Below are 14,951 nucleotides of genomic sequence, written 5' to 3'. Positions count from 1 at the left end.
GGAATGCCGAAGCCCCCGTCCGGTCGACCCGGACGGGGGCTTCGGTACGGGCTGAACTTAGGCGAACAGGCCCTCGAGGGTCCCCTCGTGCGCCGTGCGCAGCTCGCTCAGGGGGATGCTGAACTCACCCTGGATCTCGATCTCCTCGCCGTCCACGACACCGATGCGGGCGACGGGCAGTCCCCGCGCCCCGCACATGTCGTTGAAGCGGAGCTCCTCGCTGCGCGGGACCGAGACGACCGCGCGGCCGGCCGACTCCGAGAACAGGAAGGTGAACGCGTCCAGACCGTCCGGGACGACCAGCCGGGCACCCTTCCCGCCCCGCAGGCAGGACTCGGTGACCGCCTGGATCAGACCGCCGTCGGAGAGGTCGTGCGCGGCGTCGATCATGCCGTCGCGCGAAGCGGAGATCAGAATCTCGCCGAGCAGCTTCTCGCGGCCCAGGTCGACCTTCGGCGGCATCCCGCCGAGGTGCTGGTGGATGACCTCGGACCAGGCCGAGCCGCCGAACTCCTCGCGGGTGTCGCCCAGGAGGTAGAGCAGCTGGCCCTCTTCGGCGAAGGCGACCGGCGTACGCCGGGTCACGTCGTCGATCACGCCGAGGACGGCCACGACCGGCGTCGGGTGGATCGCCGTCTCACCGGTCTGGTTGTACAGCGAGACGTTGCCGCCGGTGACCGGGGTGCCCAGCTCCAGGCAGCCGTCCGCGAGACCCCGCGTGGCCTCGGCGAACTGCCACATGACGTCCGGGTCCTCGGGCGAACCGAAGTTCAGGCAGTCCGAGATGGCGAGCGGCTTGGCGCCGGACGCGGCGACGTTGCGGTAGGACTCGGCCAGCGCGAGCTGCGCGCCCGTGTACGGGTCGAGCTTGGCGTAACGGCCGTTGCCGTCGGTCGCCATGGCCACGCCCAGATTCGACTCCTCGTCGATCCGGACCATGCCGGCGTCCTCGGGCATCGCCAGCACGGTGTTGCCCTGCACGAAGCGGTCGTACTGATCGGTGATCCAGGACTTGGACGCCTGGTTCGGGGAGCCGACCAGCTTGAGGACCTGCTCGCGCAGCTCCGCGCCGTTCGCCGGACGGGCCAGCTTGCCGGCGTCGTCGGCCTGCAGCGCGTCCTGCCAGGAGGGGCGGGCGAACGGCCGGTGGTAGGTGGGGCCCTCGTGGGCCACGGACCGCGGCGGTACGTCCACGATCTGCTCGCCGTGCCAGAAGATCTCCAGCTGCGAGCCCTCGGTCACCTCACCGATGACGGTGGCGATGACGTCCCACTTCTCGCAGATCTCCATGAAGCGGTCCACGTGCTGCGGCTCGACGATCGCGCACATGCGCTCCTGCGACTCGCTCATGAGGATTTCCTCGGGCGAGAGGGAGGAGTCGCGCAGCGGCACGGTGTCCAGCTCGACGCGCATACCGCCGGAGCCCGCGGAGGCCAGCTCGCTCGTGGCGCAGGAGAGCCCGGCGCCGCCGAGGTCCTGGATGCCCGCGACGAGCTTCTCCTTGAAGATCTCCAGGGTGCACTCGATGAGGAGCTTCTCCTGGAACGGGTCGCCGACCTGGACGGCGGGCCGCTTGGTGGGCTTGGTGTCGTCGAAGGTCTCCGAGGCCAGCACGGAGACGCCGCCGATGCCGTCGCCGCCGGTGCGGGCGCCGTAGAGGATCACCTTGTTGCCGGGGCCGGAGGCCTGGGCGAGGTGGATGTCCTCGTGCTTCATCACGCCGATGCAGCCGGCGTTGACGAGCGGGTTGCCCTGGTAGCAGGCGTCGAAGACGACCTCGCCGCCGATGTTCGGCAGGCCGAGACAGTTCCCGTATCCGCCGATGCCCGCGACGATGCCCGGCAGCACCCGGCGGGTGTCGGGGTGGTCGGCCGCGCCGAAGCGCAGCGGGTCGACGACCGCGACCGGACGGGCACCCATGGCCAGGATGTCGCGGACGATGCCGCCGACGCCGGTGGCCGCGCCCTGGTAGGGCTCGATGTACGAGGGGTGGTTGTGCGACTCGACCTTGAAGGTGACCGCGTAGCCCTGGCCGACGTCGACCACACCGGCGTTCTCGCCGATGCCGACGAGCATCGCGTCGTTGGCGGGGACCTTCTCGCCGAACTGCTTGAGGTGGACCTTGCTGCTCTTGTACGAGCAGTGCTCGGACCACATCACGGAGTACATGGCGAGCTCGGCGCCGGTGGGACGGCGGCCCAGGATCTCGCGGATCCGGGCGTACTCGTCCTCCTTGAGGCCGAGCTCCTTCCAGGGCTGCCCGGCGTCCGGGGTGTCGGCCGCGTGCTTGACCGTGTCCAGGCTCATGCGTTGACCAGCTTCTTGATGATCGAGGTGAAGAAACCCAGACCGTCGGTGCGACCGGTACCGATCAGCGGCTCGACGGCGTGCTCCGGGTGCGGCATCAGACCGACGACGTTGCCCGCGGCGTTGGTGACGCCGGCGATGTCGCGCAGCGAGCCGTTCGGGTTGACGTCGGCGTAACGGAAGGCGACGCGGCCCTCGGCCTCCAGCTCGTCGAGCGTGCGCTCGTCGGCGGTGTACCGGCCGTCCACGTTCTTCAGCGGTACGGAGATCTCCTGGCCCGCCTCGTAGTCCGCGGTCCAGGCGGTCTCCGCGTTCTCCACCCGCAGCTTCTGGTCGCGGCAGATGAAGTGGAGGTGGTTGTTGCGCAGCATCGCGCCGGGCAGCAGGTGTGCCTCGGTCAGGATCTGGAAGCCGTTGCAGATGCCGAGGACCGGCATGCCGGCCTTCGCCTGCTCGATCACGGTCTCCATCACCGGCGAGAAACGCGAGATGGCGCCGGCGCGCAGATAGTCGCCGTAACTGAATCCGCCCGCCAGGATGACCGCGTCGACCTGGTGGAGGTCCTTGTCGCGGTGCCAGAGGGATACGGGTTCTCCACCCGCGATCCGCACGGCCCGCAGGCTGTCCTGGTCGTCGAGCGTGCCGGGAAAAGTGACGACGCCGATACGGGTGGTCACTTCTCCTCCTCCACCTTGACGGTGAAGTCCTCGATGACGGTGTTGGCGAGGAAGGTCTCGGCCATCTCGTTAATACGGGCGAGGGCGGCATCGTCGACCGGCCCCTCGACCTCGAGCTCGAAACGCTTTCCCTGACGAACGTCCGCGATTCCGTCGAAGCCGAGACGGGGCAGTGCGCGCTGCACAGCCTGTCCCTGCGGGTCGAGGATCTCCGGCTTGAGCATGACGTCGACTACGACGCGTGCCACTGGCACTCCCGGTGGTGTGGTGCGGCTGTGTCTCCGAGGGGTTCCCCAGATCCCCGCGGGTCCTCTCAGCCTACCTGGCCCAAAATTCTACGCGGGTAGATATCGGACGGACCTGATCACGGCGGGATATCGGAAGCGACAACGGGCGGGAAAAATCCTGGAAAAAATCTTCACCCGGATTGCACGGGGACACACGTCGGCAACACGCGGATGCAATTGGCCGGGCTTCACAATGCGGCTCCCACCGCTGTACAAATGAATACCGGGGAAAGCACGATTGCCCCGGAACAGTCGACAGCAGTCGATCCGTATCCGCCCAGCCGCCGGAAGGCCGGCATCAGCGCATGTCAGGCGCGACGATGCCGTAGGAAAGGACCGATATCCGTGGCTCAGCGCGTCGTGGTCACACTCTCCGACGACATCGACGGGGGAGAAGCGGCGGAAACGGTCACCTTCGCCCTGGACGGGAAGTCGTACGAGATCGACCTCAATCCCACCAATGCCAAGAAACTGCGTAAGTCGCTGGCCCCGTACGTAGCGGCCGGCCGAAAGCAGACAAACACCGGCAAGCGCGGCAAGGCGCCGGTGTCGTACCACCACACCTCGCTCGCGCCGGACCCCGCGGCTGTGCGCGCCTGGGCCCGCTCGCACCGGATGGAGGTGCCGGCCCGTGGCCGGATCCCCAAGAGGGTCTACGAGGCGTTCAACGCGGCGAGTTGAGGGCGGCGCCCGGAATGCTCCATTCCGCTCCGGCCTCCGCCGGACCCCGTGGCGCCACCTCGGGGAGCCGACTTGCACAACACCCCTGCAGGTCGGCTAGAGTCTGGAGCACGCCAAAGGGCAAGGCCGAAGGGCCGGGTCCGACGCAGCGTGCGGGTGTAGTTCAGTAGTAGAACATCCCCCTTCCAGGGGGAAGGCGCAGTGTGCAATTCCTGTCACCCGCTCTGCACTGCCTTACCGGACCACTGAGTGGATCAGGTAGAGTAGTGAGCGCTCCACCGGTGAAAGCCGAGTGGTGGCAATGCGGACGTAGCTCAGTTGGTAGAGCGCAACCTTGCCAAGGTTGAGGTCGCCAGTTCGAACCTGGTCGTCCGCTCTTGTTCCAAAGGCCCCGGTCGATATCGACCGGGGCCTTTGGTGTTTCCGGATATCGGCTCATGACGTTTGTCATGAGCAGCGGTGACAATGCGCACTGCTCGCGGCCATGATCCTGCGGAAGGCTTGAGCGAGGGGTCCACGGGGACAAGGGGGAGCGGAAACCGTGTGGGTACGGACGCAGGTGCGCAGCTGGCAGCGGCGTGAGGGCTTCGACAAGATCGATCTCTACACGCGCGGCAGCCTGCACTCCATGGTCTGGGGAATGGTCGTGTGCGTGGCGCTCCTGTCGGTGACGCGCCCGGTCCGGCACTCCGACGCACCCGCCGCCCTGATCGCCGCCACGGTCCTGACCGTGATCGCGCAGGGCGTCTGCTCGGTGCCGTTCGTCTCCCGGGCTCTCGACAGCTACCTGGGCCGAGGGGTCGTCGAACGGCGGCTGGTCGCCCTCTCGGCTGTCCTGTTCCTCGCGAACACCGCCGGCCTGCTGACACTCGGCGGGTACGCCGGCACCGAGACGTTTCCCGAGCTGCGGCTGGCCCTGGGGGCCGTGGCGTGGCCGTTCCTGACGCCCTTCGTCCTCGCCGTGCCGGTATGGGTATCCGGTGTGTGCATCGCCGTGGCCGCGGGCGGCACCAGCGGCGGCACACTGCTGGCCGGGGCCACCGGGTCCTTCGCCCTGACCACCCTGACCGGGGTGGGCTTCGGTGGTGTGCTGCTCCTCACCACCGTGCGGCTCTCCGCCTGGACGCTCGGCATCATGCAGAAGCTCCGCGACGCCCGGGACGTCGAGACCCGGCTGGCGGTCGCCGAGGAGCGGCTGCGGTTCGGGCGGGACATGCATGACGTGCTGGGCCGGAACCTGGCGGTGATCGCGCTGAAGAGCGAGCTCGCGGTCGAACTGGCGCAGCGCGGAAAGCCCGCGGCGAAGGACCAGATGGTGGAGGTGCAGCGCATCGCCCGCGCCTCCCAGCAGGAGGTCCGGGATGTCGTACGGGGATACCGCGAGGCCGATCTGCGTACGGAACTGCTGGGAGCCCAGGGGGTCCTGCGGGCGGCGGGGATCGAGTGCGCCGTCCACGGTGACGGCGGGCAGCTCCCCTCCCCCGTGCAGTCGGCGCTCGGCTGGGCCGTACGTGAGGCGGCCACCAACGTGCTGCGGCACGGCGATCCGCAGCGGTGCGACATCCGGCTGGAGACCGCACGGGACGGGGTCCGTCTGGTGGTGGAGAACGACGGCGTGACACCGGGCGGGACCGTCGTCCCCGGGGGCGGCTCAGGGCTCCACGGACTCCGGGAACGGCTGGCCGCGGTCGGCGGTTCGCTGGAGGCGGGACCGACGGACGACGGACGGTTCCATCTGACCGCGGCCGTCCCGCTGCCCTCACCACGGAACACCGCACCCTCCCCGCAGGAGAAGAGATGACATCCGCACCGGGCCCCGTCCGTGTCCTGCTCGCCGACGACGAGCACCTGATCCGGGGCGCGCTGGCCGCCCTCCTCGCCCTGGAGGACGACATCGTCCTGGTCGCCGAGGCGGCGACCGGGCCGGAGGCGCTCGCGATGGCGATGGCCCACCGGCCCGATGTGGCGGTCCTGGACCTGGAGATGCCGGGCGCCGACGGTGTGAAGGTCGCCACATCGCTGCGGACCGGGCTGCCCGGCTGCAAGACCATGATCGTGACGAGCCACGGCCGGCCCGGGCACCTGAAACGCGCTCTGGAGGCGGGCGTCCGGGCGTTCGTCCCGAAGACGGTCAGCGCCCGGCGGCTGGCCGAGATCATCCGCACGGTGCACGCCGGAAACCGTTATGTGGACCCGGAGTTGGCGGCCGACGCGATCTCCGCCGGGGACTCACCGCTGACCGCTCGTGAGGCGGAGGTGCTGGAGCTGGCGGCGGACGGTGCGCCGGTCGCGGAGATCGCGGAGCGGGCGTCGCTGTCGCAGGGCACCGTGCGCAACTACCTGTCGGCGGCCGTCTCCAAACTCGGGGCCGAGAACCGTCATGCGGCAGTGCGTCTCGCACGCCGGAGAGGTTGGGTATAGTAGGCACCGCACTTCGGCGCACGCGGACGTAGCTCAGTTGGTAGAGCGCAACCTTGCCAAGGTTGAGGTCGCCAGTTCGAACCTGGTCGTCCGCTCCACATGAGAAGGCCCCGGTCATCGTGACCGGGGCCTTCTGCTGTCACACCCCCTGGGCCGGCCAGCTCATGCCGGTCAGAAGCTCGTACGCGTCGATGTACTTGGCCCGGGTCGCGTCGACGATCTCCTGCGGCAGCGGCGGGGGCGGCTGCTCGCCGTGGCGGTCCCAGCCGGAGGCCGGTGAGGTCAGCCAGTCGCGGACGAACTGCTTGTCGTACGAAGGCTGCGCCTTGCCCGGCTCCCAGCTCTCGGCCGGCCAGAAGCGGGAGGAGTCGGGCGTCAGGACCTCGTCCGCGAGGATCAGCTCCTCGCCACCGTCCGCGGTCGGCGCGAAGCCGAACTCGAACTTCGTGTCGGCGAGGATGATCCCGCGCTCACGGGCGATGTCCCGGGCACGGCCGTAGACGTCCAGCGTCGTCCGGCGCAGCACGGCCGCCGTCTCGGGGCCGACCTCGTGGGCGACCTCCTCGTACGAGACGTTCTCGTCGTGATCGCCGACCGCGGCCTTCGTGGCCGGGGTGAAGATCGGCCCCGGGAGTTCGGAGCCGTCGACCAGGCCCTCGGGCAGACCGAGACCGCAGACGGTCCGCGTGGCGTCGTACTCCGTCAGACCGGAGCCCGTCAGATAACCGCGCGCCACGCACTCGACCGGAACCATCCGCAGCGAGCGGCAGACCAGGGTCCGGCCGGCCCAGTCGGCGGGGGCGCCGGGCGGCAGCTCCGTGGACAGCACGTGGTTGGGGACGAGATCGGCGAGCTGGTCGAACCACCACAGCGACAGCTGAGTGAGCACACGGCCCTTGTCGGGGATCTCGGTGGGCAGGACCCAGTCGTACGCGGACATACGGTCGCTGGCGACCATCACGAGGTCACCCGCCTCGTTCCGGTACAGGTCGCGCACCTTGCCGGTGTGCAGGTGGGTGAGCCCCGGCACCTGCACGGGCTCGGGCTTTTCTACGAAACCGGACACGCTGCCTCCGCGTAGGTTGATCCAGGAGTCGTTCCGATTGTCCCGCATGCCGGGGAGCCACGCCGCCAGGGGTCGCACCGTGGACAGGGCGGGGCCGGGACGGGAGCCCACGGGGCGCGCGGCGGATGGGCTCCGCTTCTCAGTCCCGCTTGCAGATCCGGTCGAGCAGATTGGCCGTGGCCCGCTGGATGCGGGAGTCGACATGGCCCGGCCGGTCCAGCGCCGGTGACCAGGCGAAGGTGCCCGAGGCGAAGACGAGCGCACCCGACGGGGCGCGGTACAGCGAGGTCTCCTGGTGACGGGTGGCCCCCTCGCTGTCCGCATACGGGGAATGCGCGAGCAGCATGCGGCTCTCGTGCTCGGGCAGCGCCGTGCGCGGGAAGTAGCGGTCGGCCTCCCCGGCGACCAGCCCGTCGATCTCGTCGCCCTCGGCCGCGCCGGTGGCCTCCCAGAGCCAGTGGCTCGCGTTCCGCACGACCAGCGGGTGCGGATCGGGGACCCGGCCCGCGTACTGGATGCCGAGCAGCTGCTGCTCGGGGCGGTCGACCTCACGCCACAGTGCGGGCTTTCCCGGGCCGCGGCGCTTGCGGCAGGTGAGGAGGCGGTCGGGAACGCCGGAGGGGGACGGGCCGAGGCCGACCTGCCAGTACATGGTGTTGGCCGAGAGGAAGACGAGCGAGGTGCCGGTGTCCCTGGCCAGCTCGGCGGTGCGGCGCATCGGCACCGACCAGTACTCGTCGTGGCCGGGGAAGACCAGGCCGCGGTAGCGGCTGGGGTCCACACGGCCGGCGTGCAGGTCGCGGGCGTCGGCGTACGCGAGGTCGTAGCCGTACCGCTCGGCCCAGCGGATGAAGTCGTAGGCGTGACCGACGTGGAGAGGCAGCCCGGCGCCCGCGTAGGGGCGGTCGAAGGAGATGGTGGCCGCGGCGTCCTCCTCGCCGAGCAGCCGGCCCCGCTCGTCCCACGCGTGGTACAGGCTCGCGCCCGTGCGGCCGTCCTCCGGGTAGAGGTTGTAGGCCTGCCAGGTGACGTCCGGGAGCAGGAGCAGCAGGTCGGCGGGGTGGTCGTCGCGGACCGTGAAGGGGACGTGCGAGCGGTGGCCGTCGGCAGTGGTGAGGACGGCGACGTACGCCCCGACCGACCAGTAGCTGGGGATCTGCAGCCGCCAGGAGAGCCACCAGTGATGGCAGGAGACCGTCCGCTCGGCGGTCAGCGGTGCCGGCTGGACGATGCCGGAGAGACGCGGGCTGGTGGTGATCTTGGCGGCGCCGTCACCCGCGTAGTGCCCGATGCGGTAGATGTCGACGGAGAACTGCTGGGGCGGGTCCACCGTGATGTGGAAGTCGATCGCCTCACCGGGTGCCGCGGCGCCGGGCGACACGAACCCCTTGATCTGCTGGTGCACGTCGTCGGCCGTCCGCGTGCCGCCGCCGGCGCCGCCGCGGCCGAGGTCGGGGTCGGCGTACCAGGGGACGACCTGGCCGGTGTCGTCGAAGTAGTTCTCGCTGCCTCGCAGCCAGGGCAGCGGGCCCTGCCCGAAGGGGTCGCTCACGGCATGCGCGAGGGCACCCGATTCCCATCGCCGGATCTGCTCCGCCCCCATCCCGCACCCCTCCCTCGTCCCCCGACATGTCTGCCGCGCCGGGTCCCGGCGCCCTCCCCCAGCACATCACATTACGCACGCACTCCGTTACCGTTCGTCGCGAATTGACGGGACTGAAGTCCGATCTTCCGGGTATCGGTGGGATACTTCGGGCATTTCGCCACCTAAGTGGACGGACGTCCGTTCAACTCGGGTGCCCCGTCGGCTCAGGCGCACCTCTCAGCCCAGCCGTACGGGTTTGTCGGTGCGCACCCCTACCGCCGTGAGCCAGGAGAGCAGCGGTTCCGCGTCCCCGTCCTCGACGAGGCTGGAGACCGGGGCGCCGAGGTCCGACCTGCGGCCGCCGTCGACCAGCAGCGCGGGGCCGTCGAGCCAGTCGAGTCCGGGCGCGGCCCCCGCCGTGTCCACGGCGGCGCAGCAGACCATCGCCACGACGTGGTCGGCGAGCAGCTCCGTGCCCGTACGGGGCGGCTGGAGGGGGAAGAGCGGGAGCGGGACGGGCCCCCAGAGGTCGAGCGAGCCGGTGTCCGCGCCGGCCTGCGTGCCGTCCGCCGGGGCGCCGCCGCCGGTCCTGGGGTACGGGGCCGACTTCTCCTCGTCGCGGGCGACCGCGGCGCCGATCCCGGCCGCGAGGGCCTCGCTGTCCGCGCCGGGTGTGGCGAGGTGGTCGATCACACGCGCCAGCGTGGGGCCCGCCGAGCCGTGGGCCGTCGCGTCCGGCGCCCCCACGGAGACGCTGGTGGCCACTCCCATGGCGTCGAGCACCCGGTGCAGGCGGGCTGCCTCCGTACGCCACTTCCGGTCCACGACCTCGTCCGGATACTGCTGCCAGTCGACCGGGGACCAGCCGGGGCCGGGCTCGGCAGGCCCCCCGTGGAAGAGCCTGGCGGCCAGCAGCGAGGCCGCCTCGTCGGCCGCGCCGGGCTCCTCGATGAGGTCACAGGCGGGGCGCTCCCCCAGCCGGGAGGTGAAGCCCTCCGCCAGCCGGTCACGCCGGGAGAGCTCGGTGAGCGCGGAGACGACTCCGGCGTCGAGCCGGGAGGGCCAGCGCCCCATCCGCCAGGCGGGCAGCGCGACCCGGGTCAGCAGCCGGTCCCAGCCCGCGTAGGCCAGGCCCACCTGTTCCTGGGCGACGATCCGCAGCCCGTAGTCCACCTCCTGGGCGCGGCCCGACGCCGCGGCGGCGACGCAGCGCTCCATCTCCGCCGCGTGACCGCGGCAGCCGCGCAGCAGCACCCTGGCGATCCACCCCACGAAGACCGCGGGAATCCTCCGTACGCGCCCCTGACCGGGCGCCGCGGCGTCCGCCACCGCGGCGTCCAGGCCGCGGACGAAACGGCGGGCGGCGGCTATGTCGGGGTGGGCGGACGGCCCGGTGCCCGCGACGACCGGGGCGAGAACCGCCCGGAGCTCGGCCACCCTCATCCACCACAGGAACGGGGAGCCGATCACCAGCACGGGCGCCGCCGGAACCCTCCGGCCACGCCGGGATCCCGCCGGTCCCTTCGGCTGCGCGGCGGGGTGCGTGCGGTCCTCCAGCCAGCTGTCGCAGTCCGGGGTCAGCGCTACGGCCGACGGTGCCGGGACGTCGAGCCGGTCGGCCAGGTCCCTGACCAGCCGGTAGAGATCGGGGGCCGCCGCCTCGGTGAGAGGCACGGTCGGGCTGACCGCCGGCCTGGCACGCGCCACCGCGACGGCGACCGCCGCGGCGGTCAGCAGGACCACGACGGCACAGGCCGCCACCACCCAGCTGACCGTGGACCACACGCCCGGGCCGATGCGCCCCTGGGCGACCGCGACGAGCAGCACGACGGCCGCGGCCGCGGGCAGGATCGCCAGGGCCGTGGCTCTGCTGCGGATGCGCAGCAGAGCCACGGCCCTGGCCCGCGCTGCGTGCGCACCCAGCTCCTCAACCGAACCGGTACCGGACACGACTGGACGTCACCCCCTCTGCCCCCGCGACGGTGTTGGTCACTCCCCCACTGTGGCACCCGTCACCGACATCGCAATGCCGGTGGGCCAAGTGCCGGAACGCTTGCGCCGCACCCTAGTTGGGGCCTCGGCGGGCGTCATCCGGATGGCCGAGCCGTCACCCGATGGAATGGCTTTGGGTAAAGCTGCTGACGTGCCGGCGCCCGGCCGTCCGGTGATACGGCGGCCTCGCCGGAGCGGCTCCTCACACACCTGTGCCCGGCGCCTCCGTGGAGGGCCGGGCACGGGTACGAACGGGTCTCAGGCCTCTTCGGCGGCCTTACGGGCGATGTCCGTGCGGTGCTGTGAGCCGTCGAGCCGAATCCGGCCCACGGCGGCGTAGGCACGCTCCCGTGCCTGTGTGAGGTCCTTGCCGGTCGCCGTCACGGACAGCACGCGCCCTCCGGCACTGACGACCGCGTCGCCTTCCTGCCGGGTGCCGGCGTGCAGGACGAACGCATGCGGCGCATCCTGCGCCACCACGTCGGCGAGGCCCTCGATCGGGTCTCCCGTGCGGGGCGTACCCGGGTAGTTGTGCGAGGCGATCACCACGGTCACGGCGGCGTCGTCGTGCCACTTCAGCGCGGGTACGACGTCCAGGGTGCCGTTGGCCGAGCCGAGCAGGAGCCCCGCGAGCGGCGTCTTCAGGCGGGCCAGGACCACCTGGGTCTCCGGGTCGCCGAAGCGGGCGTTGAACTCGATGACCCGCACACCGCGCGAGGTGATCGCGAGGCCCGCGTACAGCAGCCCTGAGAAGGGCGTACCGCGGCGGCGCAGCTCGTCGACGGTCGGCTGCAGGACGGTCTGCATGACCTCGTCGACCAGCTTCGGGTCGGCCCACGGGAGCGGGGAGTACGCGCCCATGCCGCCGGTGTTCGGGCCCTCGTCGCCGTCCAGGGCCCGCTTGAAGTCCTGGGCCGGCTGGAGCGGCAGCACCGTGGTGCCGTCGGTGATCGCGAAGAGGCTGACCTCGGGGCCGTCGAGGAACTCCTCGATGACCACACGGTCGCAGGCCAGGGCGTGGGCACGCGCGGCTTCGACGTCGTCCGTGACGACAACGCCCTTGCCGGCCGCGAGACCGTCGTCCTTCACGACGTACGGGGCACCGAAGGCGTCCAGTGCCTCGTCGATCTCGGCGGGCGTGGTGCAGACGTAGCTGCGGGCGGTCGGGACGTTGGCCCCGGCCATGACGTCCTTGGCGAACGCCTTGGAGCCCTCCAGCCGGGCAGCCTCGCCCGAGGGGCCGAAGCAGGGGATGCCGGCCGCGCGCACGGCGTCGGCGACACCGGCGACAAGCGGTGCCTCCGGACCGACGACCACCAGCTCGGCGCCCAGCTCGGTGGCGAGGCGCGCGACGGCGTCGCCGTCGAGTGCGTCGACCGGGTGCAGTTCGGCCACCTCTGCGATTCCGGCGTTGCCGGGGGCGCAGTACAGAGCGGTGACATCGGGGTCGAGGGAGAGAGAGCGGCACAGGGCGTGTTCGCGGGCGCCGCCGCCGATGACGAGGACCTTCACGGGGTGCAGCCTAGCCGCCGGGGACCGGCCGCCTCGACGGGCGCCGCTCCGTGGACAGACCGGGGCCGGAGTGGGGGTGCGGACCGGGCCCGCCCGTGAGGTGCGCGCCGGGCCGTGGGGGCACCGGACCGTGGGGGGCGGGCCATGGGGGCACCGGGCCGTGGGGGCCGGGCCGTGGGGGGCGCCCTTACTCGTTGGTGAACTCCTCGACGACCGTGGCACCCAGCTCGCGGACGATCAGGTCGTGCCCGGAGAGCGCCGAGTCGACCAGGTCGGGATCGTCCGCCTCGGCGGTGTCGTCCTCGGGCGCGACCGACCGCGGCGGCTCGGGGGCCGTGCGGTCGTAGGAGGACTGCTCGGGGCGCCCTTGCTGCTGCGCCGGGGGCTGCTGGGCGGTTGGCGGGGGGGCCTGCTGGACGGGTGCGGCCGGCCGGGACTCGTACGACGGAGCCGGCGGCGCGGGCGGCGGCTGATACGGGGCGGCCGGAGGCCTGCCGCCGCCACCGCTCTGCGGGGACTGGCCGCCACCGCCCGACGGGTCGACGACCGCGTCGACCTTCCACTTGGCGTTGAACTGCTCGGCGAGGGCCTGCTTGAGCACCTCTTCGCTGCCGCTGCTCGAGAAGGTGTCGCGGGCGCCGGCGTTGAGGAAGCCGATCTGCAGGGTGGCGCCGTCGAAGCCGGTGACCTGGGCGTTCTGGCTGAGCAGGATCCAGGTGAAGCGGCGGCGGTTCTTCACGGCCTCCAGGATGTCCGGCCACATGTTCCGCACCTGGGCCGCGCCCTGCGCCATGTCCTGACCGCCGCCGGACGCGGGCGCCTGGGCCGCCGGGGCCTGGGCCGGTGCCGCGGGCGGCCGGGCGGGCGCCGGGGCCTGCGCCTGCGGTACGCCGCTTCCGGGCGCGGAGGCGGTCGGCCAGCCACCGGGCCGGCGCGCCGCTTCCGCACCACCCCCGCCGCTGCCGGCTCCGGCCGCCGCGGGCCAGGCGCCGGGACGCTGACCGGCGGGCGCGGGGGCCGGAGGCTGCTGGGCGGGGGGCTGGTGGGCCGGAGGGGCTTCCTGCGGGGGCGCCGGAGGAGCGACCGGTTCGACGGGTGCGGGCGCGGCCCGGGGAACATCGACGGGGGCCCCCGGAGCCTCGCCCCGGGCAGCCGCGCGGGCCGCGGCAGGGCCACCTCCTGCGGGCAGCCCGACACCGGCCCCATGGGCCTCAGGCCCCGGCACGTACCCCATGGCCGGGCCGGCCCCGGCCGAGGCGAAGGACGCGCCGCGCTCCAGCTTGTCCAGCCGCGCCTGGAGCGAACGCTCGTCGTCGAAGGCGGCGGGCAGCAGCACCCGGGCGCAGATCAGCTCCACCTGGAGCCGGGGCGAGGTCGCCCCGCGCATCTCGGTGAGCCCTTCGTTGACCAGGTCGGCGGCGCGGCTCAGCTCGGCGGCGCCGAAGACGGACGCCTGGGCCTGCATCCGCTCCACCACATCGGCGGGGGCGTCGATGAGCCCCTTGTCCCCGGCATCCGGCACGGCGGCCAGGATCACCAGGTCGCGCAGCCGCTCCAGCAGGTCCGCGACGAAGCGCCGGGGGTCGTTGCCGCCCTCGATCACCTGGTCCACGACCTCGAAGGCAGCAGCCCCGTCGCCCGCAGCGAAAGCGTCCACGATCGAGTCGAGCAGGGTCCCGTCCGTGTAGCCGAGGAGCGAGGTCGCCATGGCGTATGTCACACCGTCGTCGGCGGCGGAGGCCAGCAGCTGGTCCATGACGGACATCGAGTCACGCACGGATCCCGCGCCGGCCCGCACCACGAGCGGCAGCACACCGTCCTCGACGGAGCTGTTCTCCTTGCCGCACACCTCCGCGAGATAGCCGCGCAGCGTCCCGGGCGGCACGAGCCGGAAGGGGTAGTGGTGCGTACGCGACCTGATCGTGCCGATGACCTTCTCGGGCTCGGTGGTCGCGAAGATGAACTTGAGGTGCTCCGGCGGCTCCTCGACCACCTTCAGCAGGGCGTTGAACCCGGCCGGGGTGACCATGTGCGCCTCGTCGATGATGTAGATCTTGTACCGGCTCGACGCGGGCCCGAAGAACGCCTTCTCCCGCAGGTCGCGGGCGTCGTCCACGCCACCGTGCGATGCGGCGTCGATCTCGATGACATCGATCGAACCCGGCCCGTTGCGCGCGAGGTCCCGGCAGGACTGGCACTCCCCGCAGGGAGTCGGCGTAGGCCCCTGCTCGCAGTTCAGACAGCGGGCCAGGATGCGCGCGCTGGTCGTCTTTCCGCAGCCACGCGGCCCGCTGAACAGGTACGCGTGATTGACCCGGTTGTTCCTCAGGGCCTGCTGCAACGGGTCAGTGACATGCTCCTGACCGATGACCTCGGCGAAGGACTCGGGGCGATAGCGGCGGTACAGCGCAAGGGACGACACA

Annotated in this window: 11 protein-coding genes and 3 tRNA genes; 6 read left to right on the top strand and 8 right to left on the bottom strand. The window is 71.7% G+C overall.

All coding sequences use genetic code 11. The features are described from left to right. Nucleotides 1-57: 57 nt before the first annotated feature. From purL to purS, 3 genes are read right to left on the bottom strand one after another with little or no spacing between them, the layout of a single operon-like run. Nucleotides 58-2,307 carry a phosphoribosylformylglycinamidine synthase subunit PurL gene (purL, locus tag AB0P41_RS09615; protein WP_365931146.1) on the bottom strand — a complete coding sequence of 750 codons (2,250 nt, stop codon included), beginning with the start codon at nucleotides 2,305-2,307 and terminating at the stop codon, nucleotides 58-60. After that, on the bottom strand, nucleotides 2,304-2,984 hold the full coding sequence (gene purQ / locus AB0P41_RS09610; RefSeq protein ID WP_365931144.1) for a phosphoribosylformylglycinamidine synthase subunit PurQ: 681 nt from the start codon (nucleotides 2,982-2,984) through the stop codon (nucleotides 2,304-2,306). Before purQ ends, purL begins: the two co-directional genes overlap by 4 nt. Continuing rightward, a complete protein-coding gene (gene purS, locus AB0P41_RS09605; RefSeq protein WP_033296931.1) occupies nucleotides 2,981-3,232 on the bottom strand; it encodes a phosphoribosylformylglycinamidine synthase subunit PurS in 252 nt (83 codons plus the stop codon). The genes purQ and purS overlap by 4 nt, the downstream gene beginning before the upstream one ends. A gap of 384 nt (nucleotides 3,233-3,616) precedes the next feature. Between purS and AB0P41_RS09600 the strand changes: the two genes are divergently transcribed. The 6 genes from AB0P41_RS09600 to AB0P41_RS09575 all read left to right on the top strand — a co-directional run bounded on the left by AB0P41_RS09600 (nucleotide 3,617) and on the right by AB0P41_RS09575 (nucleotide 6,471). Continuing rightward, nucleotides 3,617-3,952 carry an Lsr2 family protein gene (locus AB0P41_RS09600; protein WP_365931142.1) on the top strand — a complete coding sequence of 112 codons (336 nt, stop codon included), beginning with the start codon at nucleotides 3,617-3,619 and terminating at the stop codon, nucleotides 3,950-3,952. Between the two features lie 152 nt (nucleotides 3,953-4,104). Continuing rightward, nucleotides 4,105-4,176, top strand: a tRNA-Gly gene (locus AB0P41_RS09595). A gap of 79 nt (nucleotides 4,177-4,255) precedes the next feature. Then, nucleotides 4,256-4,328: transfer RNA gene (locus tag AB0P41_RS09590), tRNA-Gly, on the top strand. Nucleotides 4,329-4,493: 165 nt separating this feature from the next. Then, nucleotides 4,494-5,753, top strand: a complete 1,260-nt coding sequence (locus AB0P41_RS09585) for a histidine kinase (RefSeq protein WP_356714875.1) — start codon at nucleotides 4,494-4,496, stop codon at nucleotides 5,751-5,753. After that, nucleotides 5,750-6,373, top strand: a complete 624-nt coding sequence (locus AB0P41_RS09580; protein ID WP_356714877.1) for a response regulator transcription factor — start codon at nucleotides 5,750-5,752, stop codon at nucleotides 6,371-6,373. Before AB0P41_RS09585 ends, AB0P41_RS09580 begins: the two co-directional genes overlap by 4 nt. A gap of 22 nt (nucleotides 6,374-6,395) precedes the next feature. Next, nucleotides 6,396-6,471, top strand: a tRNA-Gly gene (locus tag AB0P41_RS09575). Between the two features lie 41 nt (nucleotides 6,472-6,512). On the opposite strand, the gene AB0P41_RS09570 is transcribed toward AB0P41_RS09575, so the two are convergent. The 5 genes from AB0P41_RS09570 to AB0P41_RS09550 form a co-directional block, all read right to left on the bottom strand. Next, nucleotides 6,513-7,439, bottom strand: coding sequence for a phosphoribosylaminoimidazolesuccinocarboxamide synthase (locus tag AB0P41_RS09570; RefSeq protein WP_356714879.1), 927 nt, complete (start codon nucleotides 7,437-7,439; stop codon nucleotides 6,513-6,515). Nucleotides 7,440-7,578: 139 nt separating this feature from the next. Continuing rightward, on the bottom strand, nucleotides 7,579-9,042 hold the full coding sequence (locus AB0P41_RS09565) for a N,N-dimethylformamidase beta subunit family domain-containing protein (RefSeq protein WP_356714881.1): 1,464 nt from the start codon (nucleotides 9,040-9,042) through the stop codon (nucleotides 7,579-7,581). 219 nt (nucleotides 9,043-9,261) lie between these two features. Then, nucleotides 9,262-10,974, bottom strand: a complete 1,713-nt coding sequence (locus AB0P41_RS09560; RefSeq protein WP_365931138.1) for a hypothetical protein — start codon at nucleotides 10,972-10,974, stop codon at nucleotides 9,262-9,264. Nucleotides 10,975-11,274: 300 nt separating this feature from the next. After that, nucleotides 11,275-12,528, bottom strand: a complete 1,254-nt coding sequence (purD, locus tag AB0P41_RS09555; protein ID WP_356714883.1) for a phosphoribosylamine--glycine ligase — start codon at nucleotides 12,526-12,528, stop codon at nucleotides 11,275-11,277. Nucleotides 12,529-12,715: 187 nt separating this feature from the next. Next, nucleotides 12,716-14,950, bottom strand: a complete 2,235-nt coding sequence (locus AB0P41_RS09550) for a DNA polymerase III subunit gamma and tau (protein WP_365931136.1) — start codon at nucleotides 14,948-14,950, stop codon at nucleotides 12,716-12,718. Nucleotide 14,951 lies beyond the last annotated feature (1 nt).

The organism is Streptomyces sp. NPDC079167 (assembly GCF_040686735.1).
Taxonomy (GTDB): domain Bacteria; phylum Actinomycetota; class Actinomycetes; order Streptomycetales; family Streptomycetaceae; genus Streptomyces.
This window is presented reverse-complemented; position numbering and strand designations above follow the sequence as displayed.